This window comes from Pseudomonas sp. ChxA (assembly GCF_030263855.1).
Classification (GTDB): Bacteria; Pseudomonadota; Gammaproteobacteria; order Pseudomonadales; family Pseudomonadaceae; genus Aquipseudomonas; species Aquipseudomonas fluorescens_CB.
Map to the genome: position 1 here is coordinate 3723809 of NZ_JARPMK010000001.1, position 23193 is coordinate 3747001.

The window sequence follows — 23193 nt, forward strand, 5'->3', positions numbered from 1 at the left end:
ACGTCTTGGGCCGATTACTCTCGGCTGCACCACCTACAAGGGATAGGTTGATGATTCAGCACACCCTACCTGACGCTGCTAGTCTTCCAGTTCACTCCGAGGAAATGTCGACATGTCAGCCCCTCCCCAATTACCGGACATACTTGAAACCCTCCACGAAAACGAACTCGCGCTTGCCGACGCCATTGAGTCGATAGCAATGTGGATAGATCAGAGGGGATCCATCGGCGTTTCCAGCACCGCCCTCGGTGGTATCACCACGCTCGAATTGAATGCCGAGTCCGTCAGAAAGGGCATTGAACCACCGAGAGAAACCGCCAAATGAAACCTAGTTACTCATTCTCTGTATCGCTTGAGAATCGATACCTCATGAAAGGATTCTCGTGATGCTGATCAAAATCGAAGAGACAGAGACGCCCGAAGACTGGCTCGTGTGGATGAATGCATGGCGCGTTAAGTTTCACAGTTATGCCGAAGCCGAAGCCTTCGTCAAAAGGCTGGAGGGTCGCATAAATGCAGCCCACCCTTTACCTATCAGCATAAGTAGACCTATGGCTGAAGTGTCTTGAAGAGAATTCGTTGCCAGATCAAAAAACGTCATCGCTTTGTAACCCTCCAGCCGTAATACTGCGTCTATTCAACGCCTGCTGTTTTTTCTGCTGCCACATTAGGCGGCTTTTTTTTGCCTGAGGACGTTGGCAGCAATTTCTCCAGGTCAGCTAACTGAGCCTCAGCTTTCTCGAGCGCCGTCGCGGCGCATCGCCGCCAGACCTCTTCCAGCTGGTGTAGATCTGATTCGACCAATGCTTTTTGACACCACTGATAATGGTCGTGCCAGGCACCCAGGGCCGATTGAAGGGCCTTGAGAGAGCTTGCCGCCTTACCCGAAAGCGGTGACAGCTTGGGAAAAGCCTCTGTCAGGTAGCGAGTTCGCTTGACCAGGATTCTCAACTCGTGCCGATCAGATTCAGCGTCATCTACCGCCGCATGCAATCGGTCGATCTGCTTAGTCAGTGATTTTTCAATTTGAGACTGGACGTGCTGCAAACCGCCGTTGATCTCAGCCAAGCGAAAGATTGAAGGCCACTCATCCAACTGAGTGAACAGATTCTTGAGGGCCGGGCTTTTTAGAATCTTTGAATAGTCATAATCCAAGTGCGCTTTGCGGAACTGCGCAAGGTCAGGAAAGCCCCTTTCCTCTAGCTCCTCAATCAACACCTCAAGATCGCGCGCCGGCGTGGTTAGCCTTCCGACTTCCGCCGCAACATTATTCAGCGCCATGACTTCGCTAATCGAACGCATCGGTCGGAGTAGGCTCCGGATGCGCCTCACAGATATTCTGAGGTCATGCAAAGCCTCGCTGTCAGTCCTCGCTTCCAACCGTGCACGGGAGTGATACAGGGCGATCTGAAGGGTCAGTATCTCAGCAACGAACTCGTCAACGAAGGACATGCAGTCATCTCTTTGAAGCGTTATGGATACGAGCTTAGCAGAAGCGCAAGTCGTCAAATATTGATCCTGCTCGCGATTTGATAAGGCCATCAATGACCTAGCCTGAATGCTATGATGGTCGTGTGCCTATGAGCGCCCAGGTGGGCAACGAGCTCTACGCGAGCAACGGCCTGGACCGTGGCCATTTGGTGCGCAGGCAAGACCCTATAGGGGCGAAGAAGCGACCATCGCCAACCTCGACACCTTTCACTTCACTAACTGCTCGCCGCAGATGAGCGCGTTCAACCAGAAGACCTAGTTGGAACTTGAGGAGTACATTCTCGACAATACACGGCGCTGGAAGGCCCGAGCCACTGTGTTTACAAGCCCGGTGCTGGCTGAAGATGACCGTGTTTACCGTGGTGTCAAAATCCCCAAAGCATTCTGGAAAGTGGTGGCCTATTTGGGGGATGACGGCAAACCTTCCGCTAGCGCTTATATGATCGACCAGAGCCGTCACCTCGATCAGTTGGACTCGGTGTTTGGCCAACTCAGAACCTACCGCCGCAGCGTGTTGCAAATCGAGCAAATGGCCTGTATTCGTCTTGCCAACTTGGCCGACTATGACGGGTTCAGCAACGAAGAACGCGCGACGGGCACGCACATTGAAGCGCTTATCCAAGGAACAGAGGATATCCGGCTTTGAGCAACATAGCCGCAGGTGGACAAAGCTTATCTGTGCTGTGATGCAGGCTACTTGCCTTAGAACGGTGCTTGGGCCAAGTTTGAACCGGACGCCAATAAGTAACGCGGGTGTGGTCAGCTAACCGTCAATACCGTCTGTGAGTCGGCGACTTTGCAAAGGTCGTAGGGCGTTATGTTGATTCCTCGCACCAGTCGCTTCAATACCTGAGTACCCACTACGTCGAGGTCAATGATATTGAGGCATGCAGAGTCCTGCTTCAGAGAACTCATGATATGACGATCTGAACCCATAGCCCAGGCCAGCAACACACGGCCAACCGCGTCGTGGCTGACGAGTAGAAGCGATCTCCATGCTGGCTCGCCAATGAGCCGAAAAAATTGCTCAAGCACCCGATTTTCAAAGCTGTCCCAATGCTCTCCCCCCAAAAATGTGCCATCACCTTCGCCTATGGTTTCGTAGGCCTGGCATACTCGGTCATCAGGGTGCTGTGGGGTGATTTTACTGAAGCAACCTGCTTTTATATCGCTAAACGCTTTAGCTTGCTCAAGCATGCTTTCCTGCTCGTCCAGCAAGATATTTGCGGTTTGTCGAGCACAAGAATAATCGGAGCACACAGCCCGATCGAAAGCCACATGTTGCATCATCACCGAGAGCTCTCGGACCTGACGAACTCCTTTATCAGACAGGTCGACACTCCGAGGATCCAGCGCCATACCGTCATCGCTTAGCCGCTTCACATGCCCGCTAATGACTAGATAACAACGTCTCCTGCGAAGATTCGCCGGGTAGACCGGAGTATGTTCGGCTGCATGTGCGTCGATTTTCATAGCGCCACCCTGTGATTGCTTATGCTTAGAGACAAGAACGCCGATCGCGTTGAACCCTCATCAGGTCATGATCCACGTTTGACCGCTATCGGACATTGCAGCAGCAATAAAGTCACCAATACATGACCGCACCGAAGAGAAGCTCAGTGCGGTCACGGTCTGGCTCGTTACTGAAGGCTATCTTTGACTTCCATTACCAACGCAGTCATGCCCCCGGTTGCGAAATTGGCAGCGTCCATTGATGCCTTCATCCCCTCAGACGAGTACTGAGAGTCTTCTAACGACTTGAGATCTTCATAACCTAGCAAGGCGATACGATAGTAAGGACCTCCGCCACCAATGATGGTTATAGGGCCCTCACTAACAGAGAAGCTTTTCAGATGCGGCATTTTCTGGACCAGTGGAATATGAACATCTTTGTAATACTGATCGAACGCTTCTGAATCCGTTGGAACGCCATAAAGCACTATAATTTGGTACATGGATTATCCTCGCTCTATTAATGGTAGATCTTTATATGACAACGGCTCCCTTAAGATCATTGACAGTCAGTATTCGGGCATAAAAGCTTACCCGTGCACTGTTCAAGACCGTCAACTGCCCAGTTTCGCCTTATAACATCACCGCTTTACTCCACATCGACCTCATTGCCTTACAGCGCTGCGAACCCTATACACAAACGCGCACGCAGCCAGAAATTTCAGCTCTTTAGCTTGACTCGAAAATCGATGTGGCAACCAGGTCCCCCAATAACAGGCGCGAGACTTTCTTACCTGATGGGGTCTACTCAATTCTTATGAAAATGAGGAAGAACGTGCTCTCCCAGAAGATTGAGAGTCTGCATGTGCTGTTCGTGGGTCATCGCATCAACAGTCAAAATGACCTCATCCACTCCGCGTCTCTCGAGCGCCTTCAGAGATTCAATAATATCATCAGGCGTGCCCACCATAATGGATGGACTAAGTTCTATAAGCTTCTCAAGATTGCGCTTATATTCCTCAATCTTCTGGATACCACCAAAGTATTCGTATGAAGATTCTTTCGCCAGAGGCAAGTAGATATCCAGAATGAACTGGACATAGCCGTAAGCCCTCATCCGTACTTCCGCCATCGCGGTCGCCCGATCTTTTGCGCAATGAACGATTGGTACATAATAGCCATAAGAATTGTTTACTTGGCCATTCACGGGTTTAGCACTTCCGATTGAATCGCGGTAAGCACCGATGCATTCGTCCACGTAGTCCCACCCGAAAAAATTGTCAAAGGTAAGAATTCCAACACCGTACTCAGCTGCCAATTTGTGAGACTCGGGGCCAGAACTTACGGAGAACAGATGGGGAGAAGGTTTTTGCAACGCCCTCGGGTTAACCTTAACCTCTTCGAAAGGCCAATACTGACCATCAGAGTTTGACACAACGCCTTTTGTCAAAGCCTGGCCAATAATGGTTATGGCCTCTTTCCACCGATCCCTAGTCTCGGACGGCTTGACACCAAATGCTTGCATTACGAGCTTGTTGTTACCGCGCGCCGTACAAAGCTCAGCCCGCCCTTTCGACAATATGTCAAGCGTGGCCAGGCGCTCTGCTACTGTAATTGGATTGTGGAAGGGGATCGTTACAGCCATGTACCGAATAATGATGTCTTTGGTAAGCGCTGCAACAGCGCCATAGAGCGCGTCGGGGGCTGAGATGGTCGGACCATCAATGAAGTGGGCTTCAGAGGTGCCCCAGCAATAAAAACCTAGCTCGTCCGCACGTACCGCCTCGCGGATCATGTCATCAAATCTGATGCGCCGCTGTACACGGTCGATGCCAGTAATGTTGATAAGTATGTGGGCCTGCTGAACCCCGGCCAAGCCGCTCTTGTCAAGGGTATCAAGGGCTACAGCATGCCCGTGTATCCATCACGTCGAACATGTGGCGTGCCTGACTTTGTAGCAGAGAACACTAAGAAGAACCTCGGGTTTGCAAAGATGAGTGCCGATGGCACGGCCCTGGCCGATGCCTACACGCCCGGCGTCCCCTTTCTCGAGCCTAAAACAGGGGCCGAGGCGATGTGGAATGCAAAAATGCGTTACCGCGGCGTAGGGATGGAACTAAGCCGTCTGACCACGTCCATTTCACCGCGTAAGGGTGGCTCGGATTGGATAAAGCTTACATCCGATCTATACACCTATATGCCGTGGGCGATAAAGAACGGAACAAAGTTTGCGGACGCAGGCAATGTAGAGGCGATGACGTACTTCAGTTACGTCTCCCCTGTGGCATTGGCGGGCCAGGCTGCAACCTACACGAGCAGCGCTGATAAACCGGCGGAGGTTTTCTACTATTTCCCAGGACAACGGCGCACCCGTCGCATGCCTACGTACTCTTACGACGCTCCGCAGATTGGCTACGAAAATCAGTACAACGTTGATGAGTCGTACACGTTTTCAGGTTTACTGGACCGTTTCGACTGGAAACTCGTAGGCAAGAAAGAGATGGTGGTTCCCTACAACGCCTTGGGGATGTACGACTTCAATGCCAAGCATGAAGACGTATTGCAGCCTGAGTTTGTCGCCGCCGCACAGCGTCGCTATGAATTACACCGTGTATGGGTCGTCGAGGCGACGGTAAAACAAGGCATGCGCCATTCTGCTCCGAAGCGGACCTTTTACATAGATGAAGACAGTTGGGCGCTCCTTGGTGCTGTTGATTACGACGCTCAGGGCAATATTTCGAAAGTACGCGAAGGATACGTAATCCCCGTGTATGAAACCGGAACATGCGATTCTCTTGCATTTGCTCAATATAACTTATCTGAAGGCCGCTACTTGGTAGATGGGTCACCGATCGGAAGTGGCAAAGACATTAAGTGGATTGTTGATGGTGCCGGAAACCCTCACATGAAAGCGGGATTTTATACGACTGAAAACCTTCGTGCTATGAGCGAACGATAAAATCACGAGAAATAAATATCATGAAGAATTTTTCGATCCACTACGATGAAGTGTATGTGTTTTCTGTTAAAGCTGCAGCTACAGCCTTGCTGGTGGTTGGCAGCAGCAATGCAAGCGCTTTCAACTTCTCTAACGATGCCGACACGATTCGCGGCAGCCTAGATTCTACAATATCCGCAGGCTCAGGCATTCGCACTGACTCGGCCAGTAAAAGTCTTGTAGCGCCTACTTACAACTCGGCCACCGGGGCAAAGACCGGAAATGGCCATATGGGGCAACTTAGTGGCTTAAGCGATCAAGGTGACATCAACTATGACAAAGGTGATGCATTTACCACATACTTGAAAGGCAGCCACGAACTGCTACTCAAGATGCCTGCCGAAGGATTGTCTTTCATGGCCCGAGGAACGTGGTTGCGTGATGTATCGGCGACAGATACTACAGGCGACACCAGCGGGCAAGATGCCTTCGCCGCGGCCCCACCGGATATCAGGGACGGCCTGGCGTCACACGCGCGAGAAAAACTGGCTTTTCAGTCTCGGTTGCTTGATCTATGGATAAGTAAGACGTTTGACATCGGTGATCAACAAGCCAGAGTTCGAGTCGGCAACCAAGTCATAAGCTGGGGTGAAAGTATTTTCGAAGTCGGCGGTATCAATGCCACAAACGGTATCGATGTTAACCGGGCTTCGCAACCTGGCGCGCAAATCAAAGAGTTCGTATTGCCTGCGCCAATTCTCAGTGTCGCTTCCGGGCTAGGTAATGGATTTAACGCCGAAGTCTATATCCAAGGGCATTGGAACGAGAGCTACTTGCCTCCTGTGGGTAGTTATTGGTCAACCTCCACGGTAGGACCAGGAAGCGGTGCATACGGTGTCCGAACTGAGTCTGCACGCGATAGTGGGCAATATGGATTGTCCTTACGGTACCAACCCGATGGCGCAGCTCTCAGCTTAGGAGTTTATGCCATCACTTACCACGATAAACTTCCGCAAATATCACTCGATGCGAGTGGCACCACGGTTTACATGTATCCGGAAGACCGTCACATGTTCGGTGTTAGTGCAAACTTTCCATTGGGCGATTGGGCGATCGGAACCGAGTTATCCTATCGCCCCAAAGATGCGGTTTCTCTAAATGCTTCTAGCGGTTGTGTTTCGCAGGAGGGCAAATGCTGGGTGGACGAGAAAAAATTCCAATGGCACTTAACATCGCTGTTTACGCTTCAACCCTCAAATTCTGGCGGGCTTCTGAAGTTACTTGGCGCCGATACCGCCACACTGACAACAGAGACCGTGGTAATCGCTTATCCTGGGCTGCACGACAGTTATCAAGGATCGCCAATTGCCGCCGGTGGTTGGCTCTGGGGCAATCAGTCAAACGACCTGGCAGTAACCGGCGCTCTAAATAGCCCAGGTGATTCCAAAGGTACAAAGTACTCGGGTGGGTTGGATGTCGATTTTAACTGGATCTACGATGGCTCGCTAATTGGTGGATGGCAAGTTAACCCAGGGGTTTATGTTCGCAGGGGGATGTTTGGCTATACGCCTAACATTAGCGAACAATTCATGGAAGGAGTCACTTCGGTGAATATGTATGTCAACTTCATACAGAATCCGGCGGACTGGCAGGTCGGTATGAATTATACAAAGTTCCTCGGGCCATCTGATCCGCTCACCAATCCACTCCGCGACCGTGACTTCGTTGGCATCAACGTATCCCGTAATTTCTGAGGCGCTATATGAAGGCATTACCCGAGGCCGAATCCGCGCAGCCGGACTTGCTAGTTCGGATATTGAAAAAGCTCGAGAACATACTTTTCGGTCACAAGCAGCTGGTGCTGGGAGTGCTGATTTTATTCACGACGTTAATGGCGTTTTTTGCCGTTCAGCTACGAATGGATGCTGGATTCGAGAAGCAACTTCCAATGGGTCATGAGTATGTTGCAACGTTCAACCAGTACCGCGGAGAGCTCTTGGGGGCGAACCGACTGACCGTGGTCGTCAGGGCTAGGAATGGTGCCATTTGGACGCAAAATGGATTGAAGCGCGTTTATGACGTTACCCAAACACTCAAGTTTTTACCACACGTGGCGGCCAGTAGCGTTCAATCCCTGTGGACACCAAACTCTTTCGTCACGGAGATCACGGAGGACGGGTTCAGAGCTGACCCGATTATTCCGGGCACTGTGACCCCGGATAGCCTGGACGCCGAATCCATCGCCTCCATTACCGCATCTGCAGTCCAAGGCGGCTTTATTGGCAACCTAGTGGCTCGTGATCAAACCAGCGCGATGGTGACTGCCGACCTGAACGAGGTCGATGCTAAGGGTGAGCATATTGATTATGTCGATTTCGACCGAGAATTGGAGGCACAGCTTCGATCTAAGTTCGAAGACGATCAGTTCGAGATTCAGATCATCGGCTTCGCCAAACAGATTGGTGACATCGCAGAAGGCGCCTCCTCCGTCCTCGAGTTTTGTATCATTGCTTTGTTACTCACTGCTCTGGCTGTCTACTGGTACTGTCGTTCAGTCCGCTTAACGTTGCTACCGCTGGCCTGCTCTCTCGTATCGCTCGTTTGGCAGTTTGGCACTCTGCGCTTGCTTGGCTTCGGGCTTGATCCGCTCGGTGTCCTCGTCCCCTTCCTGGTGTTCGCGATTGGCGTTTCACATGGTATCCAACAGATCAACTTCATCGTTCGTGAACTGGCAAGTGGCAAGTCAATGGACGCGGCTGCCAGATCGAGTTTCAGTGGACTCTTAGTGCCTGGGACACTCGCTTTGGTCACGGCATTTGTCTCGTTTATAACCTTGATTTTGATGCCTATCCCGATGGTCCGAGAGCTCGCCATCACGGCCTCGCTTGGCGTTGCATACAAGATAATCACCAATTTGATTATGCTGCCCTTGTCAGCATCCCTGTTGAAGGTGAGCCATAGCTACGCGCAAGGTGCGGAATTGAAGGCGACTCAGCGCGCGCGCTGGTTGCGGGTTTTGGCACGCATTGCAAAACCTCGAAATGCTGCTGCAGTCTTGTTCATTGCTTTAACAGTGTTTGCAACGGCGGTTTGGCAGAGTCGAGATCGCGTAATAGGAACGCTGCAAGCAGGCGCCCCTGAACTTCGACCGGAGGCACGATTCAACAAGGATGCGGTGTCAATCGCTTCAAGTTATGACGTCGGATTGGACTGGTTAACGGTTGTGTTTGAGGCGCCTCCCATGTCATGTGAAGACGTCCAGATTGGCGTCTACCAAGACCGATTTGTGTGGGCTATGCAGTCTGTAGAAGGCGTCATGTCGGTCCTGTCCTTTTCTTCGCTCTTACGCCAGTACAATGAAGGCTATAACGAAGGAAACCCTAAGATGTCTGTAGTGCCGATCGACTCGGCTAACTACTCCTCAATGGGGGTAGAAATTGCTCGAGTTCCCGGCATCATGCGTAAGGATTGCAGCATGACTGCGGTGCACATCTATCTCACGGACCACAAAGCAACGACCATCAGCCGCGTAATCGAGGCGGCGAAAAAATTTCGCGATAAAGACAAGCTGGCAGGTGTCACCATTCGATTGGCATCGGGCAACGCGGGCATCTTGGCGGCTGTCAACGAAGAGATCGAGCACAGCGAGCTGCCTATGATGCTTTACGTGTATGCGACGATCATTTTGCTGGTGTTTTTCGCCTATCGTGATTTTCGCGCAGTTCTCGCGTGCTGCCTTCCGCTCACAATCGGAACCTTCATTGGTTATTGGTTTATGAAGGAACTGCAGATAGGTCTGACCGTAGCAACGCTCCCTGTGATGGTGCTCGCCGTCGGTATCGGTGTCGACTACGCGTTCTACATATATAACCGGCTGCAGCTTCACATGGCCAATGGTGTAGGTGTCGTCCAAGCTTTGGAACAGTCAATCTTAGAGGTAGGAACTGCCACCATTTTTACCGCCATTACGCTGGCAGTAGGCGTCGCGACCTGGTCATTTTCGGAACTCAAGTTCCAAGCGGACATGGGTAAATTGCTCGCGTTTATGTTCATCGTGAACATGGTGATGGCGATCACTGTTTTGCCTGCTTTCGCGGTTTGGCTTGAACGACTTTTCCCGCGTCGCCGCCCCGTCCGCGTCCCCGGGCTGTTGGCACACTGACCTCTGGAGCAGATAGTATGAAAACGTTATTTAAGCGACAGGCGCGTGTTTTGGCGATTGGCACGGTCGTGATCATGGTTTCAGCATCTTCATTTGCGGATATTGTTGGCCCTCTCGAGCCTACGCCAGCAACGATATCCCCCATAGCGACTCAAGCAGCGATGCTGGCCGCCACCTGGGCTGGCCAGAGAGCTGTGAGTGTTGGCGACAATGGCACGATTTTGTTATCCGACAATCACGGAGCGTCCTTTCAGCAAGCCCAATCGGTGCCGGTCAGTTCAACGCTGACTGGCGTGAGCTTCACTGACGACAAGCATGGTTGGGTTGTGGGGCATTGGGGCGCGATTCTGGCAACGGTCGACGGTGGTGAGCAATGGCAGATCCAACGGCTCGCGCTGACGGAAGATCGGCCGCTGTTCGCAGTCCACTTCTTTGATATTAAACAGGGGCTCGCTGTGGGCCTGTGGTCACTCGTTTTGACCACTCAGGATGGTGGAAAGACCTGGACCGAACAAAAGCCCAACCCTATGGACAAGTCACTGTCTGACCTGAACTTGCTGAGCTTGTTTCCTGATATTAAAGGTGGCGTATACGCAACCAGCGAAAGGGGCCGGTTGCTTCACTCAACCGACGCTGGGCGCAGTTGGGACTACTTGGATACGGGCTACGAGGGTTCTCTGTGGTGCGGGAGGCAGTTAGTCGACGGTACGCTTTTAGTCGGCGGGCAGCGTGGGACAATGCTTCGCAGTGAGGACGATGGAAAGACTTGGGTGCGAGTACCGATTGGCAGGAAAAGCTCGATTACCTCTATCGACGTAAGCGGTCGAGAAGTAATTGCCGTTGGGCTGGATGGACTGCAGATGAAGAGCCTTGACGGTGGCCACACGTTTACAGACATTGCAGCCCCGAATAGAGAATCACTAACTGCGGCTCTTGCTACAGAAGATGGCAAATGGCTGCTCTTTTCCCGCCACGGAATCGTCCATCAGGTTGAATAGTGTTAAGCACGTAGAATGTTTGGAGTACTATACAGCAATGATGCGTGTGCTTACTTAAGGACAAGCACACCCTAGCCTACTTGACCTTACTTTCACTAATGGCCTGGTGATTCACCACGACCTCATCAATAATGGCTCTGAACACCTTTTGGATCACTTCTATGGAGACACCGTGACGTAAAGCCAGGAGGGAATACCTCCTCATTTGCTCAGCTTCGCGAGAAGGATCTACCGCCTCCAGGCACCGGGTGGCCTTTATAACGCCAATCTTGCCCGTAGCGATGAATCTTAGCGCAAGTGTCCTGATGAGTTCCTCATCCAATGTATCAATTTCCGCCCTCAAAATACTCAACTGGTCGTTACTCATACGGGTTGCCTCGTAGACTAGAGCCGCCACACAAGTGTCAGCCTTCGTTTATAACCCCGTCCTTGAAGTTCGCATTTGGGTGACGTTGCACTGCCTGTCCCTAAGAGGTAAGCAACGCATGTTGCCAAGTCAGCATCTATATTCTTCACTTCCCGGATGTGCCACAACGTACTGGCGCTGAAGGCCCAAACCCTGGATCCCTAACTCCATCACATCACCGGCTTTCAAGTAAACCGGAGGTTTTTGTCCCAAGCCGACTCCCGGTGGCGTGCCGGTGCTAATCACATCTCCTGGCATCAGGGTCATATAACGACTGATATGACTGACAAGCTCTGCAACACCAAATACCATCGTACGCGTGTTCCCGCTCTGGTAGCGATGACCATTCACCTCCAACCACATGGATAGGTTCTGCGGGTCCGGTACTTCATCTTTGGTCACCAACCACGGTCCGATAGGGCCAAAGGTGTCGCAGCTCTTCCCTTTTACCCACTGACCACCGTGTTCGAATTGAAAATCACGCTCGGATACATCGTTGATCACAACGTAGCCTGCTACATGACGTAGCGCATATTCAGGAGCTACGTCGCGTGCAACATCGCCAATCACAACACCCAGCTCTACTTCCCAATCACACTTACTCGCCCCCTTCGGTATGATCACAGCGTCGTAGGCCCCGCAGATGGCGGTAGTGGCCTTCATAAATAATATTGGCATCTCTGGCACTGCAACTCCCGAATCGGCAGCATGATCGGCGTAATTAAGCCCTACACAAATAAACTTGCCGACCTGCCCAACAGGAGGCCCGTAACGTACGTTCCCCTCAACCAGAGGAAGAAAAGACGTGTCTATTTCACGTAGCCTTCGGAGGCCGATCTCGGAGAGGTGCGCACCAGCAATATCGTCAATGAAGGCTCCGATGTCGCGCAAAGTCCCTGAAGAGTCCAATATTCCTGGCCTCTCGCTACCCGGTTTACCATAACGGAGCAACTTCATTGTAGGTCCTCTCGAAGCACCAAATTGGATCGACAGCAATGTCAACGATCCATCGGGATCGCGTGCATAGCCCTTGTTAAATAACGTTAAAATTGCATGGTCCTCAGGTATGGCATTAAAAATGCGTTTCCGTGACGCACTGTGGTCTATGCGGCTAGCCGTGTCTGGTTATCGCATGCCCGCTGAAATCGCACGGCATCCTCGATCCAAAATAGTAAATCTGCACCCTCGTCTCCCGCCATCCTGCCCTCTCCCCTGCACTTCTCAGCGGCGAGACCAATGCTGCGCGACAAGCCAATGACCCGACCATCTCACACCAAATGTTACAATATAACGATGCATCCATAAATGGCAAAAAACCGGCAAAGCACGAAGGCCAATCCTCCAGAGCCTTCACATTCAAGACACAGCCTCCGTAGTTATAATGTAACAATTGCTAGGTTAATTTGCGCGTTCCGGTGAAGGAGACCAGCCGCCTCGTCAGACGTCGCCTAAACAAGCGGACAGAACGAAGAGGTCCACTCCAGGCGGATACATAGAGATCGAGGCCAGTCGAATGTGCCTAATTCTTACGACACACGTAGTGATTATTTCGGCAGCAAATTTGAACGGGTGATTCGGAAAGTGAACCAAAGAGAACTAAGGATGGCCGCGGTCTTGCTACCGAGATAAACCGGAGGTTTTGAGATGGGCGAATTGATGAGAACACAGAACTCGCGCATCGCCGCAATCGGTGAGTGCATGATAGAGCTGCGCCAAAACAGTGACGATACTCTGCATCATGGATTTGGTGGCGATACGTTAAACACTGCGATTTACATGGTTAGATTATTAGGAGACCGTGCAAAAATTGACTATTTTACGGCATTAGGTAATGACAGCTTCAGTGATTCGATGTGCCGTGCGTGGGCTAAAGAAGGTATCGGATTGACAGGGGTGCAGCGCCTTCCTGGCCGTTTACCCGGACTTTATTGCATTCAGAACGATGCCGCAGGGGAACGCCGATTCTTATACTGGCGCACTGAAGCTGCTGTTCGCGATTGTTTCGCCACTCTGCAGTCGAAAGAGATTCTCGAAACCTTGACACAGTACGACCTGCTTTATATCAGTGGCATTACTTTGGCAATTTTAGGCGAACACGGTCGAGGTCGCTTGTTACCTGCGTTGCGTCGAGCACATGAAGGAGGCACGCGGATCGCTTTTGACAATAATTATCGACCTCGCCTATGGTGCAGTGTCACAGAAGCACGAATAGCGTACCGAAATATATTGCCGATTACTGATGTGGCGTTAGTGAGCGAAGAGGATGACCAGGCATTGTTTGGCTACTCTACCACTGAACAGCTACTTTCAGCTTACGCCGAGTTTGATATCGAGGAAATCATAGTTAAGAGAGGTTCAAACAGTTGCCTATTAGATTGCGAAGGGGAACGAGCTGAGATTGATAGTCAGCGGGTCGATCAAGTGATTGACACAACCGCAGCCGGAGACTCGTTCGGAGCAGCTTATCTGGCGTCGCGCATCCTTGGTAGAAGTCCTGGATTATCTGCGGTCAATGGTCACCGACTTGCTAGCCTGGTGATACAGCATCCCGGAGCCTTGATTTCGACAGAGCTGATGGCTAATTTCGCAATATGAAATACATCTTAAGCTTTCCAATTTTCATTGTTCGACTTCAAGCGTTTTTTCTACATAGAGCCCTATGAAACCGGGTGCGTCCCTTTATAGTTGACGATCACCCGGCGAGGGCAGAAGTTAATGGTTATAAGCGCTTTCGTTATGCTCAGCCAAATCCAGCCCCATTTCCTCAACATGCTCATCTGCCCGCAAACCAATCAGCGCCTTGATCACTTTTAGGATGATCCAGCTGACTGCGAAACAGTACACCGTGGTGAACAGCACCCCTTTTATCTGTGCCACTACCTGACCACCCAACGTCACACCTTCCACCAGACCACCCAGCGACGGCAGGCAGAACACGCCGGTTAGCACCGCGCCAATCATGCCGCCGATGCCATGCAGGCCGAACACGTCGAGGCTGTCGTCGTAACCGAAGCGTTTCTTCAGCACGGTCACGCTGAGGTAACAGAACACGCCGCACAGCAAGCCAATAGCCAAGGCGCCGCCGACTCCAACGTACGCACACGCCGGAGTGATGCCGACCAGACCTGCCAGCGCACCACTGGCCAGACCCAACGCGCTGGGTTTGCCGACCTTGAACCACTCGGTGAACATCCAGCCTAGAATCCCGGCACACGCGCCCAGTTGGGTGTTGAGCATGACGATCCCGGACAGACCATTCAGCCCGCCGCCCGAACCTATGTTGAAACCGAACCAACCGACCCAGAGCATCGCCGCACCGACCATGGTCAGGCTCAGGTTATGAGCGGGCATCGGCGCGTTTGCGTAGCCCTTGCGCTTGCCCAGCATCAGGCACGCTGCCAGCGCCGCAACGCCTGCGTTGATGTGCACCGCGGTGCCGCCAGCGAAATCCAGCACGCCCCAGTTGTGCATCAGCGCACCCGCTCCGCCCCAGACCATATGCGCTACCGGCGCGTAAACCAGGGTGAACCACACGGCCATGAACAGCAGCGCCGCCGAGAACTTCATGCGCTCGGCGAACGCACCAGCGATCAGCGCTGGGGTGATGATGGCGAAGGTCATCTGGAAGGTCACGAACACGCCTTCGGGGATATCCCCCACCAGGCTTTCAGGCGTCATCCCGGCCAGAAACGCGCGACTCAAGCCGCCGACGAAGCTGTTGAAGCTGACCTGACCTTCGACCATGTTAGTGGTGTCGACCACCATGCTGTAGCCGTAGATCACCCACAACACGCCGACTAGTCCGGCCACGCCGAAGCACTGGGTGAACAGCGAAAGCATGTTCTTGGCCCGTACCAGACCGCCGTAAAACAGTGCTAGCCCCGGCAGGCACATGAACAGTACCAGCACCGCCGCGGTGATCATCCACGCGGTGCTGCCAGTGTTGAGCGTCGGGGCGTCGGCCGCCTGAGCCAGAGGAACGAAAGCGCCGAGCGCCCCGGATGTAAAGGCAGAGAGAAGAAGGGATTTGCCGGAAAGATGGTTAACCATTTTCGAAGCTCCTGCAATGAATGGAAAAGTGCCTGGCAGAAAGCGATGTGATGAAGCGTCGGGCCTGGTTGGCCTCTTTTAATTTGATGAGCGTGATCCATGTAGGAGCGCGCTTGCCCGCGATGGCTGTATGTCTGCAAAAAATGCGTTGTCTGACACGACACTATCGTGTTCAAGCGCGCTCCTACAGGGCCGTAGCGCCTTTTAGTACCCCTGCCCCGGAATCCACGAAGTCCCTGCCAGTGGCACCCGAGCCATGGCCGCCGACTCAACGGTCAGTGCCACCAGATCCTCGGGATCGAGGTTGTGCAGGTGCGATTTGCCACAGGCGCGGGCCATGGTTTGCGCTTCCAGCACCAGTACACGCAAATAGTTGGCCAATCGGCGACCGCCCTCGACCGGATCAAGACGCTTGGACAGCTCCGGATCCTGGGTGGTGATACCGGCCGGGTCTCGACCGTTCTGCCAGTCGTCATAGAAACCCGCCGCAGAACCGATCTTCTTCAGCTCTTCGTCCAAACGCGGATGGTTGTCGCCCAGGGCGATCAACGCAGCCGTACCAATGGCCACGGCATCAGCGCCCAATGCTATTGCTTTGGCCACGTCGGCACCGTTGCGAATGCCACCCGAGACAATCAACTGCACCTTGCGGTGCATACCCATCTCCTGCAGCGCCTGAACTGCTTGCGGAATGGCCGGCAGAATCGGAATGCCAACGTGCTCGATGAACACTTCCTGAGTCGCCGCCGTACCGCCCTGCATGCCGTCGAGCACGATGACATCAGCCCCGGCTTTCACGGCCAGCTTGACGTCGTAGTAGGGGCGGCTCGCGCCGATCTTCACGTAGATCGGTTTTTCCCAATCGGTGATTTCGCGGATCTCGGCAATCTTGATCGCCAGATCGTCCGGGCCGGTCCAGTCCGGGTGACGACAGGCCGAGCGCTGATCGACGCCAATCGGCAGAGTGCGCATGCCAGCCACACGTTCAGTCACTTTCATGCCCAGCAGCATGCCGCCGCCACCGGGTTTGGCACCCTGTCCCAGCACGATCTCGATGGCATCGGCTTTGCGCAGATCGTCCGGATTCATGCCGTAGCGGGACGGCAGGTACTGATAGACCAGATGCTGCGACTGACCGCGCTCTTCCGGGGTCATGCCGCCGTCGCCGGTGGTGGTGCTGGTGCCCGCGATGGTTGCGCCACGGCCCAGGGCTTCCTTGGCGTTGGCAGACAGCGCGCCGAAGCTCATGCCCGCGATGGTCACCGGAATCTTCAAGTGAATCGGCTTCTTGGCGAAGCGGTTGCCGAGGATCACATCGGTGCCGCATTTCTCGCGATAGCCTTCCAGCGGATAGCGCGAAACGCTGGCGCCGAGCAGCAGCAGATCGTCGAAATGCGGCAGCTTACGCTTGGTGCCGCCGCCGCGAATGTCATAGATGCCGGTTTCCGCGGCACGCTGGATTTCCTGGATTGTCAGGCGATCGAAAGTGGCCGACTCGCGCAGGACGGGTGGGGCTTTTGGAGTATTGGACTCGCTCATGTTCTTGCTCCTGAATCAGTACGCGGAGGCGTTATCGACTTTGAAGTTGTACAGCTGACGGGCCGAGCCATAGCGCTTGAAATCCGAAGCCTTCTCGTTGAATCCGGCGCGATTGAGCAGCTCTTGCAGCTCTTCGATGTGCTCGGCGCGCATCTCTTTCGCGATGCAGTCCGAGCCCAGCGACTCGACGTTGCCTTTGACGTAGATGCGGGTCTCGTACAGCGAGTCGCCCAGCGCATCGCCCGCATCGCCGCAGACCACCAGGCGACCGGCCTGCCCCATGAAGCAGCTCATGTGGCCGATGCTTCCGCCGACCACGATGTCGATGCCCTTCATGGAAATCCCGCAACGGGCGCCGGCATCGCCTTCAATCACCAGCAGACCGCCGTGGGCCGTGGCGCCTGCCGCTTGCGAAGCGCTGCCTTTGACGCGTACATAGCCCGACATCATGTTTTCGGCACAACCCACGCCGACGTTGCCATGCACGGTGACTGAGGCTTTCTGATTCATTCCGGCGCAGTAGTAGCCGGCGTGCCCCTGAATATCGATGGACACCGCTTCGTTAACGCCGACCGCCAGGTTGTGCGCACCGTTGGAATGGGTCACGACCCACTCACGGTCCTGCACGTTGTTGACTTGATCATGTAGCGCCTGATTCAGCTCACGCACGGTGGAGGTAGAAAGATCGATAGTTTTCATATGTGCGTTCCTTAGGCCGACTCGCGTTCCCAGATGTACATGGTGGCGGGAACGGGTTCCCAGACTTTGGCCTTCTCGATGCCCGGCAGGCTCGACAGCGCCTGATATTCCGAGGCCATGGCAACGTAATCGTCGGTCTCGGCGAGGATCGCCGGCTTGCAGGCAATCGGGTCGCGGATCACCGCAAAACCGTTGCGCGTGCCGATCGCGAAGGTGAAGAAGCCATCCAGCGCTTCCAGCGAACTGTCCAGTGCGGTCTTCAGCGAATCGCCCTGTTGCAGACGCCAGGCCAGGTAACCGGCGGCGACTTCGGTGTCGTTCTCGGTGTCGAAATTGATCCCTTCGCGGCGCAATTCCTGACGCAGACGGAAGTGATTGGAGAGCGAGCCGTTGTGCACCAGACACAGGTCCGCACCGGTGGAAAACGGATGGCTGCCTTCCATGGTCACGGCGCTTTCCGTGGCCATGCGGGTGTGACCGATGATGTGGCTGCCTTTCATGCTGCCCAGACCGAAGCGCTCGGAAATTTCTTTCGGCAGGCCCATGCCCTTAAGGATTTCTATGCTCTTGCCAGCGCTCATGATGCGCACGGTCGGCGCCAGTTCACCCAGCGCGGCACGTACTGAGGCTTCTTCAGCCTTGATCTTCAGGACGATGGCGCTGGCGTTCTGGAACCAGTCCAGCGAAGCACTGAGCTTGCCTTCAAGCGCTGCGATGAGCGCCTTGAAATCGTAGTGTTCAGTGGTCGCCTGCAAGGTCAGCTTGACCCAGCCATCGCCCACTTCATCGCCATAAATGGCAAAACCTGCGCTGTCCGGACCGCGATCGGTCATGGCTTCGAGCATCGGCTCGAAGAGCTTGCCGAGCTGGGATTCCAGCGCCGGATTCTTGAGATAAAGACCTACGATTCCACACATATTCATAACTCCTGGGCAGATGACGCCCAACCCATTGGCAAGCGTCAGAAACGGGTTTGTTAAAACGAGGGGATTAGAAAAACTCTGTGTAGCGCTTCACTTCCCAATCACTCACATGCCGGCTGTATTCCACCCACTCCATGCGCTTGAGCTTGATGAATTCACCGACGATTTCGTTGCCCATCACTTCGGCAAACAGCGGGTCGGCTTCCAGTGCATCGCAGGCTTCTTTGAGCGACTGCGGCAGGGTCTTGATGCCGCGTGCGGCGATTTCTTCGAGGCTCAGTTTGTAGAGGTTCTCGTTGCAGACCTGATCGATTTCCAGCTGACGATCGATGCCGTCCAGGCCGGCGGCGATGATCGCGGCGCTGACCAGATACGGATTGCAACCGGCATCCGGCAGGCGGAATTCGAGGCGGCCGTAAGGCACGCGGACCATGGCCGAACGGTTGTTGGAGCCAAAGGCGATAAAGGCTGGTGCCCAAGTCGCGCCGGACAACGAGTTGCCGACCACCAGGCGTTTGTAGGAGTTGACCGTCGGCGCGGCGAACGCACACAACGCCGGGCCATGGGCTAGCAAACCGGCAGCGAAGTGGTAGGCCATCTTCGACAGGCCCATGCCACTCGGGTCGCTGGCGTCGTGGAAGAGGTTCTTGTTGGTGGCGCTGGCGATGGACAGGTGGAAGTGCATGCCATTACCGGCGCGCTTCGGGTCGGGCTTAGGCATGAACGAGCAGATCATGCCCATGTCATTGGCGATTTCACCGGCGGCCATGCGGAAGAAGGTGAAGCGGTCCGCCGACTCCATGGCATCGCTGTAGGTGTAATTGATCTCGAATTGGCCGTTGGCGTCTTCGTGGTCGATTTGGTAGATGTCGAAACCCACTGGCTGCAGCGCTTCGGTCAGGCGTTCGAGGAATTCACGGGAGCGCGACAGGCCTTTGTAGTCGTAGCAAGGTTTGTCCAGCGAATCGCTAGCGTCGACCAGTTGCAGGGCACCCGCGGCGTCGCGCTTGAACAGGCTGAATTCAGGTTCAAGGCCGGTGTTGAGGATCCAGCCACGGTCGCTCAGACGCTCCACCTGCTTTTGCAGCACGTAACGACTGTCGTACGGCCATGGCTTGCCTTCGACGTGACCGATGCACACTACCCGGCCATATCCCTTCTGCCATGGCACTGGGGTCAGTGACGACAGATCGCCCTTGGCCATAAAGTCCGGCCCGTGGGGCTCCATGCCCATGCCACAAATGGCGAAACCAGCAAAACCTGCGCCGTCTTCAGCGACCATTTGCAGGCCCGAGATCGGCACCGATTTGGTCTTGGACGAACCATGGATATCGACAAACTGGGCCAGCACGTACTTGATGCCGTGCTCCTCGATCAGCCGCTGTGTTTCGGGTGGCAACATGTTCATTCACTCCTGGTGAAAAACTACGCATGAGAGTTTTGTTGACTGATGGCTTTTATTCCAATCAGGAAACTATCTTTCTCATCAGGAATGCAAACCTCTTGCCAACTTGCCAATGCATACAAAGAAAGGCTGATGAAGGGGAATTTGCCCTCTATATATGGGAAACTCGTTTTCACTAGGGGAATATGCTGTCGCAGACAGAGCATCCAGAAATCAAATCGCACATTCCTGGTGCGAATTTAAAATTATTGAACGGAAACCGTGCGCAGCCGATGAATACGCCAGTAGAACAACAACCGAAGTTGAAGCTTGAGCAATATCTGGGTATTCAAATCAAGCGCCAGCGGCAAGCGCAGGAGTTGAAACTGTCCGATGTTGCGCGCATCGCAGGAATCAGCCAGGGCATGTTGAGCAAGATCGAGAACGCCCAGGTCTCCACCAGCCTGGAGAACCTGAGCCGCCTGTGCGACGTGCTCGGCATGCCCATGTCCAAGCTGTTCAGTCAGTACGACCAGCAAGGCAGCAGCGCCCTTTTGGTCAAGCATGACGAAGGGCTGGAAGTGGTGCGACGCGGCACCGAGAAAGGCCACACCTATCACCTGCTCAACCACACCCGCGGGCCGAAGAAGAGTTTCGAGGCCTACATGGTGACCATGGACGACGCCAGCGAAGAATTCCCGACCTTCTCCCACCCCGGCACCGAGTTTCTGCACTTGCTGGAAGGCGAACTGGTGTATCGCCACGGCAATCAGCTGTACCACATGGAAGCGGGCGACAGCCTGACCTTCGACGGCGACATCCCCCATGGGCCGGAAGAGCTGGTGCAAGTGCCAATACGCTTATTGTCGATCATGAATTACGGCGCACAGGGAGAGTAAGTAAGGGCCTCGACATAGGGATATTGAATAGTTTTGTACCGGCTGGTGATGGACCATCCTCTCAGCGTGACGCAAAATGCCCCCCTAGCCTTGAACCGGATTGCACCATGTACCTAACAAAACTCGAAATTTCCGGCATTCGCTCTCACAAAAACTTCGTGTTCCAAGTACCCGAAGAAAAACCTTGGGGTTGGCACGTTATCCTCGGTGATAACGGCGCTGGTAAGTCAAGCTTTGTTAAATCGTTGGCGCTCGCGCTGGCAGGCCCCACTGAGGCCCGAGCATTGCGTCAGGACTGGAGCACTTGGTTGAGTGTAGGCAGCGAGCAAGCCATTGTGACTGCTCATCTAACATGGAACCCTGAAGTTGACTCGATCACAGGTCAGGGCCGTGCCCCGGTTAAGAAGCTGGTCTGCCAGATCATGATCGAATCCAACGATGAGGCCCTGAGTACCGGAGCAATTCTAGTGGAGGGGAAGCACAAGTCGAAAGGGCTCGAACGCACCCTATGGGGCCGAAGCAGTGGGTGGTTTTCCGCATCCTTCGGACCATTTCGCCGCTTCACCGGCGGCAATCGTGATTACGAGCGCATGTTCTACACCAACCCTCGCCTGGCACCGCACCTTACCGCCTTTGGTGAGGACATCGCGTTGACTGAATGCTTGGAATGGCTTAAATCGCTGCACATCAAACAACTCGAAAGCAGAGATGACTCGCAGTTCCTGGACAGTTTGATTGCCTTCATCAACAACGGTGAACTTTTACCCCACGGGTCACGAATCAGCAGAATCAGTTCTGAGGAAATAATCTTTGTCGATGGGAACGGCAACGAGGTCAGTGTTGATTTCCTCAGCGATGGCTATCGCTCAATTCTCAGCCTCACCTTTGAGCTGATTCGCCAATTGACCATCAGTTACGGCCAGGCGGCTGTAGCACAGGAAATTCAGACCGGCGCCATAAGCCTACCAGGTATCGTAGTCATAGATGAGGTCGACGCGCACCTGCACCCATCCTGGCAAAAACGTATAGCACCCTGGTTCTTGAGCGTGTTTCCTAGGCTGCAATTCATCGTTACCACTCACAGCCCTATCATCTGTCAAGCCGCCGAACACGGCTCCGTATGGCGCCTACCGACACCAGGCACTGATGAATCGGGTGGGAAAATCCAAGGCGATACACTCAATCGTTTGATCTTCGGCAACATTCTTGAGGCTTACGACACTTCCTTTTTTGGAGTCGATGTGAGCCGCTCCGAAACCTCGCGCTCCCAGTTGCTGGAGTTGGCGCAGCTTAATCGCAAGCAAGCATTTGGTGAATTGAGCGAAAACGAGTCCATGAGAATAGCCGCGTTGCGTGCAACGATGCCCACTGCGGCATCGGTGGCCGAACGGTCGGGACTGGAGGTGGAATGATTCAGCTCCCTTACACGGATGTTCCGCAGGAAATGCTCTCTGGCTTGGCCGACTACCAGAGGGTTGTCGACAGTCAAGCCTCGTATGCGGAGCGAGTTGCCAAGGCCAAATCCGAGTTTTCCACACGTAACAAAAAAACCAACATGGTTTTCAAAGAAGTGCGAGCTGCACTGTCGAGGATGTGCACGAACACCCGCCGCTGCTGCTATTGCGAAGATTCGATGGCGGACGAAGTCGAGCATATCGCGCCTAAAGACCTTTACCCTGAACGGGTGTTTGACTGGCAGAACTATCTATATGCCTGCGGGCCGTGCAACAGCCCAAAAGGCAGCCAGTACGCAGTCGTAACAGCCACCGGCGAGCTACAGCCAGTCAATCGACCTAAGGGTGCTCCAGTCACCCCTCCTATGGGCGGAACACACGCGCTGATCAACCCGCGATTGGAAAACCCTCAAGACTTCTTATGGCTGGATATTGTCGACACGTTCAATTTTGTCGCGTTGGCTGATCCAGGAACCATTTCGGAGAGAAGGGCCATCTATACATGCAAGATTTTGGCGCTGAACAATCGTGATGTTCTCATTGAGGCCCGACGTGTAGCGTTCGGCTCATACCGAGCACGGCTTTTTGAGTACATCCATAAACGCAACGGTGGCGCCGAAGACGCTGAATTGCTCAGACTGATTGCCGGTTTGAGGTCAATGGCAAATCCAGCAGTATGGGCCGAGATGAAAAGGTCGCATGCGGCACGTCCTGAGATCAACCAGTTGTTCATTCAAGCGCCAGAAGCTTTGACCTGGTGATTTTGATCTAGCTTGGCAATCTGCCTCTGGTCGTGTG

21 protein-coding genes and 1 pseudogene are annotated in these 23193 nt (G+C 53.9%); 11 read left to right on the plus strand and 11 right to left on the minus strand.

Translation table 11 applies throughout. The features are described 5' to 3' along the window. Positions 1-112: 112 nt before the first annotated feature. Both P5706_RS16615 and P5706_RS16620 read left to right on the plus strand, forming a co-directional pair. Positions 113-325 carry a hypothetical protein gene (locus tag P5706_RS16615; RefSeq protein ID WP_070413572.1) on the plus strand — a complete coding sequence of 71 codons (213 nt, stop codon included), beginning with the start codon at positions 113-115 and terminating at the stop codon, positions 323-325. 61 nt (positions 326-386) lie between these two features. Further along, positions 387-569 (plus strand): hypothetical protein, encoded by a 183-nt coding sequence (locus P5706_RS16620; RefSeq protein WP_070413571.1) that lies wholly within the window; start codon positions 387-389, stop codon positions 567-569. 64 nt (positions 570-633) lie between these two features. On the opposite strand, the gene P5706_RS16625 is transcribed toward P5706_RS16620, so the two are convergent. Continuing rightward, entirely contained in the window at positions 634-1452 is an 819-nt protein-coding gene (locus P5706_RS16625) for a CHAD domain-containing protein (protein ID WP_070413570.1), read from the minus strand. Between the two features lie 110 nt (positions 1453-1562). On the opposite strand from P5706_RS16625, the pseudogene P5706_RS16630 reads away from it, so the two are divergent. Next, positions 1563-2137 (plus strand): annotated as a pseudogene (locus P5706_RS16630) (DNA/RNA non-specific endonuclease); the annotation flags it as partial. 113 nt (positions 2138-2250) lie between these two features. On the opposite strand, the gene P5706_RS16635 reads toward P5706_RS16630, so the two are convergent. The 3 genes from P5706_RS16635 to P5706_RS16645 all read right to left on the minus strand — a co-directional run bounded on the left by P5706_RS16635 (position 2251) and on the right by P5706_RS16645 (position 4819). Beyond that, positions 2251-2964, minus strand: coding sequence for a histidine phosphatase family protein (locus P5706_RS16635; protein WP_070413569.1), 714 nt, complete (start codon positions 2962-2964; stop codon positions 2251-2253). Between the two features lie 167 nt (positions 2965-3131). Continuing rightward, the gene (locus P5706_RS16640; RefSeq protein WP_054895773.1) at positions 3132-3446 is read right to left on the minus strand and encodes an EthD family reductase; all 315 of its coding nucleotides are present in this window, start codon (positions 3444-3446) and stop codon (positions 3132-3134) included. Between the two features lie 305 nt (positions 3447-3751). Then, positions 3752-4819, minus strand: coding sequence for an LLM class flavin-dependent oxidoreductase (locus tag P5706_RS16645; protein WP_078468115.1), 1068 nt, complete (start codon positions 4817-4819; stop codon positions 3752-3754). Between P5706_RS16645 and P5706_RS16650 the strand changes: the two genes are divergently transcribed. The 4 genes from P5706_RS16650 to P5706_RS16665 are packed head-to-tail and all read left to right on the plus strand — an operon-like array spanning position 4796 to position 11041. Continuing rightward, positions 4796-5902 carry a DUF1329 domain-containing protein gene (locus P5706_RS16650; protein WP_231740685.1) on the plus strand — a complete coding sequence of 369 codons (1107 nt, stop codon included), beginning with the start codon at positions 4796-4798 and terminating at the stop codon, positions 5900-5902. The genes P5706_RS16645 and P5706_RS16650 overlap by 24 nt on opposite strands. A 20-nt stretch (positions 5903-5922) precedes the next feature. Continuing rightward, a complete protein-coding gene (locus P5706_RS16655; RefSeq protein ID WP_070413567.1) occupies positions 5923-7635 on the plus strand; it encodes a DUF1302 domain-containing protein in 1713 nt (570 codons plus the stop codon). A gap of 8 nt (positions 7636-7643) precedes the next feature. Beyond that, positions 7644-10043 carry an efflux RND transporter permease subunit gene (locus tag P5706_RS16660; protein ID WP_070413566.1) on the plus strand — a complete coding sequence of 800 codons (2400 nt, stop codon included), beginning with the start codon at positions 7644-7646 and terminating at the stop codon, positions 10041-10043. 17 nt (positions 10044-10060) lie between these two features. Continuing rightward, positions 10061-11041, plus strand: coding sequence for a WD40/YVTN/BNR-like repeat-containing protein (locus tag P5706_RS16665; protein WP_070413565.1), 981 nt, complete (start codon positions 10061-10063; stop codon positions 11039-11041). Between the two features lie 76 nt (positions 11042-11117). On the opposite strand, the gene P5706_RS16670 is transcribed toward P5706_RS16665, so the two are convergent. Further along, positions 11118-11408 carry a chorismate mutase gene (locus P5706_RS16670; RefSeq protein ID WP_054895786.1) on the minus strand — a complete coding sequence of 97 codons (291 nt, stop codon included), beginning with the start codon at positions 11406-11408 and terminating at the stop codon, positions 11118-11120. Between the two features lie 129 nt (positions 11409-11537). Then, entirely contained in the window at positions 11538-12404 is an 867-nt protein-coding gene (locus P5706_RS16675) for a fumarylacetoacetate hydrolase family protein (RefSeq protein WP_070413564.1), read from the minus strand. Between the two features lie 687 nt (positions 12405-13091). Between P5706_RS16675 and P5706_RS16680 the strand changes: the two genes are divergently transcribed. Continuing rightward, complete coding sequence (locus tag P5706_RS16680) at positions 13092-14042, plus strand: sugar kinase (RefSeq protein WP_099421682.1); 951 nt, start codon at positions 13092-13094, stop codon at positions 14040-14042. A gap of 117 nt (positions 14043-14159) precedes the next feature. Here the strand turns inward: P5706_RS16680 and P5706_RS16685 are convergent, their stop codons facing one another. From P5706_RS16685 to glnT, 5 genes are all read right to left on the minus strand, one after another. Further along, a complete protein-coding gene (locus P5706_RS16685; protein WP_054895788.1) occupies positions 14160-15497 on the minus strand; it encodes an ammonium transporter in 1338 nt (445 codons plus the stop codon). A 204-nt stretch (positions 15498-15701) separates the two neighbouring features. Beyond that, entirely contained in the window at positions 15702-17036 is a 1335-nt protein-coding gene (locus P5706_RS16690; protein ID WP_054895789.1) for an FMN-binding glutamate synthase family protein, read from the minus strand. 15 nt (positions 17037-17051) lie between these two features. Next, positions 17052-17735, minus strand: coding sequence for a GltB/FmdC/FwdC-like GXGXG domain-containing protein (locus P5706_RS16695; protein WP_054895790.1), 684 nt, complete (start codon positions 17733-17735; stop codon positions 17052-17054). Positions 17736-17746: 11 nt separating this feature from the next. Continuing rightward, complete coding sequence (locus tag P5706_RS16700; RefSeq protein ID WP_054895791.1) at positions 17747-18652, minus strand: class II glutamine amidotransferase; 906 nt, start codon at positions 18650-18652, stop codon at positions 17747-17749. A gap of 73 nt (positions 18653-18725) precedes the next feature. Next, complete coding sequence (gene glnT, locus P5706_RS16705; RefSeq protein ID WP_078468117.1) at positions 18726-20060, minus strand: type III glutamate--ammonia ligase; 1335 nt, start codon at positions 20058-20060, stop codon at positions 18726-18728. A gap of 275 nt (positions 20061-20335) precedes the next feature. Here glnT and P5706_RS16710 point away from each other — a divergent pair, with 275 nt between their 5' ends. The 3 genes from P5706_RS16710 (at position 20336) to P5706_RS16720 (ending at position 23156) form a co-directional block, all read left to right on the plus strand. Then, positions 20336-20941: a helix-turn-helix domain-containing protein gene (locus P5706_RS16710; RefSeq protein ID WP_054895793.1), complete on the plus strand. Its 606-nt coding sequence runs from the start codon at positions 20336-20338 to the stop codon at positions 20939-20941. Between the two features lie 107 nt (positions 20942-21048). Beyond that, the gene (locus P5706_RS16715) at positions 21049-22353 is read left to right on the plus strand and encodes an AAA family ATPase (protein WP_070413562.1); all 1305 of its coding nucleotides are present in this window, start codon (positions 21049-21051) and stop codon (positions 22351-22353) included. Continuing rightward, the gene (locus P5706_RS16720) at positions 22350-23156 is read left to right on the plus strand and encodes an HNH endonuclease family protein (RefSeq protein WP_070413561.1); all 807 of its coding nucleotides are present in this window, start codon (positions 22350-22352) and stop codon (positions 23154-23156) included. The genes P5706_RS16715 and P5706_RS16720 overlap by 4 nt, the downstream gene beginning before the upstream one ends. Positions 23157-23193: the final 37 nt, after the last annotated feature.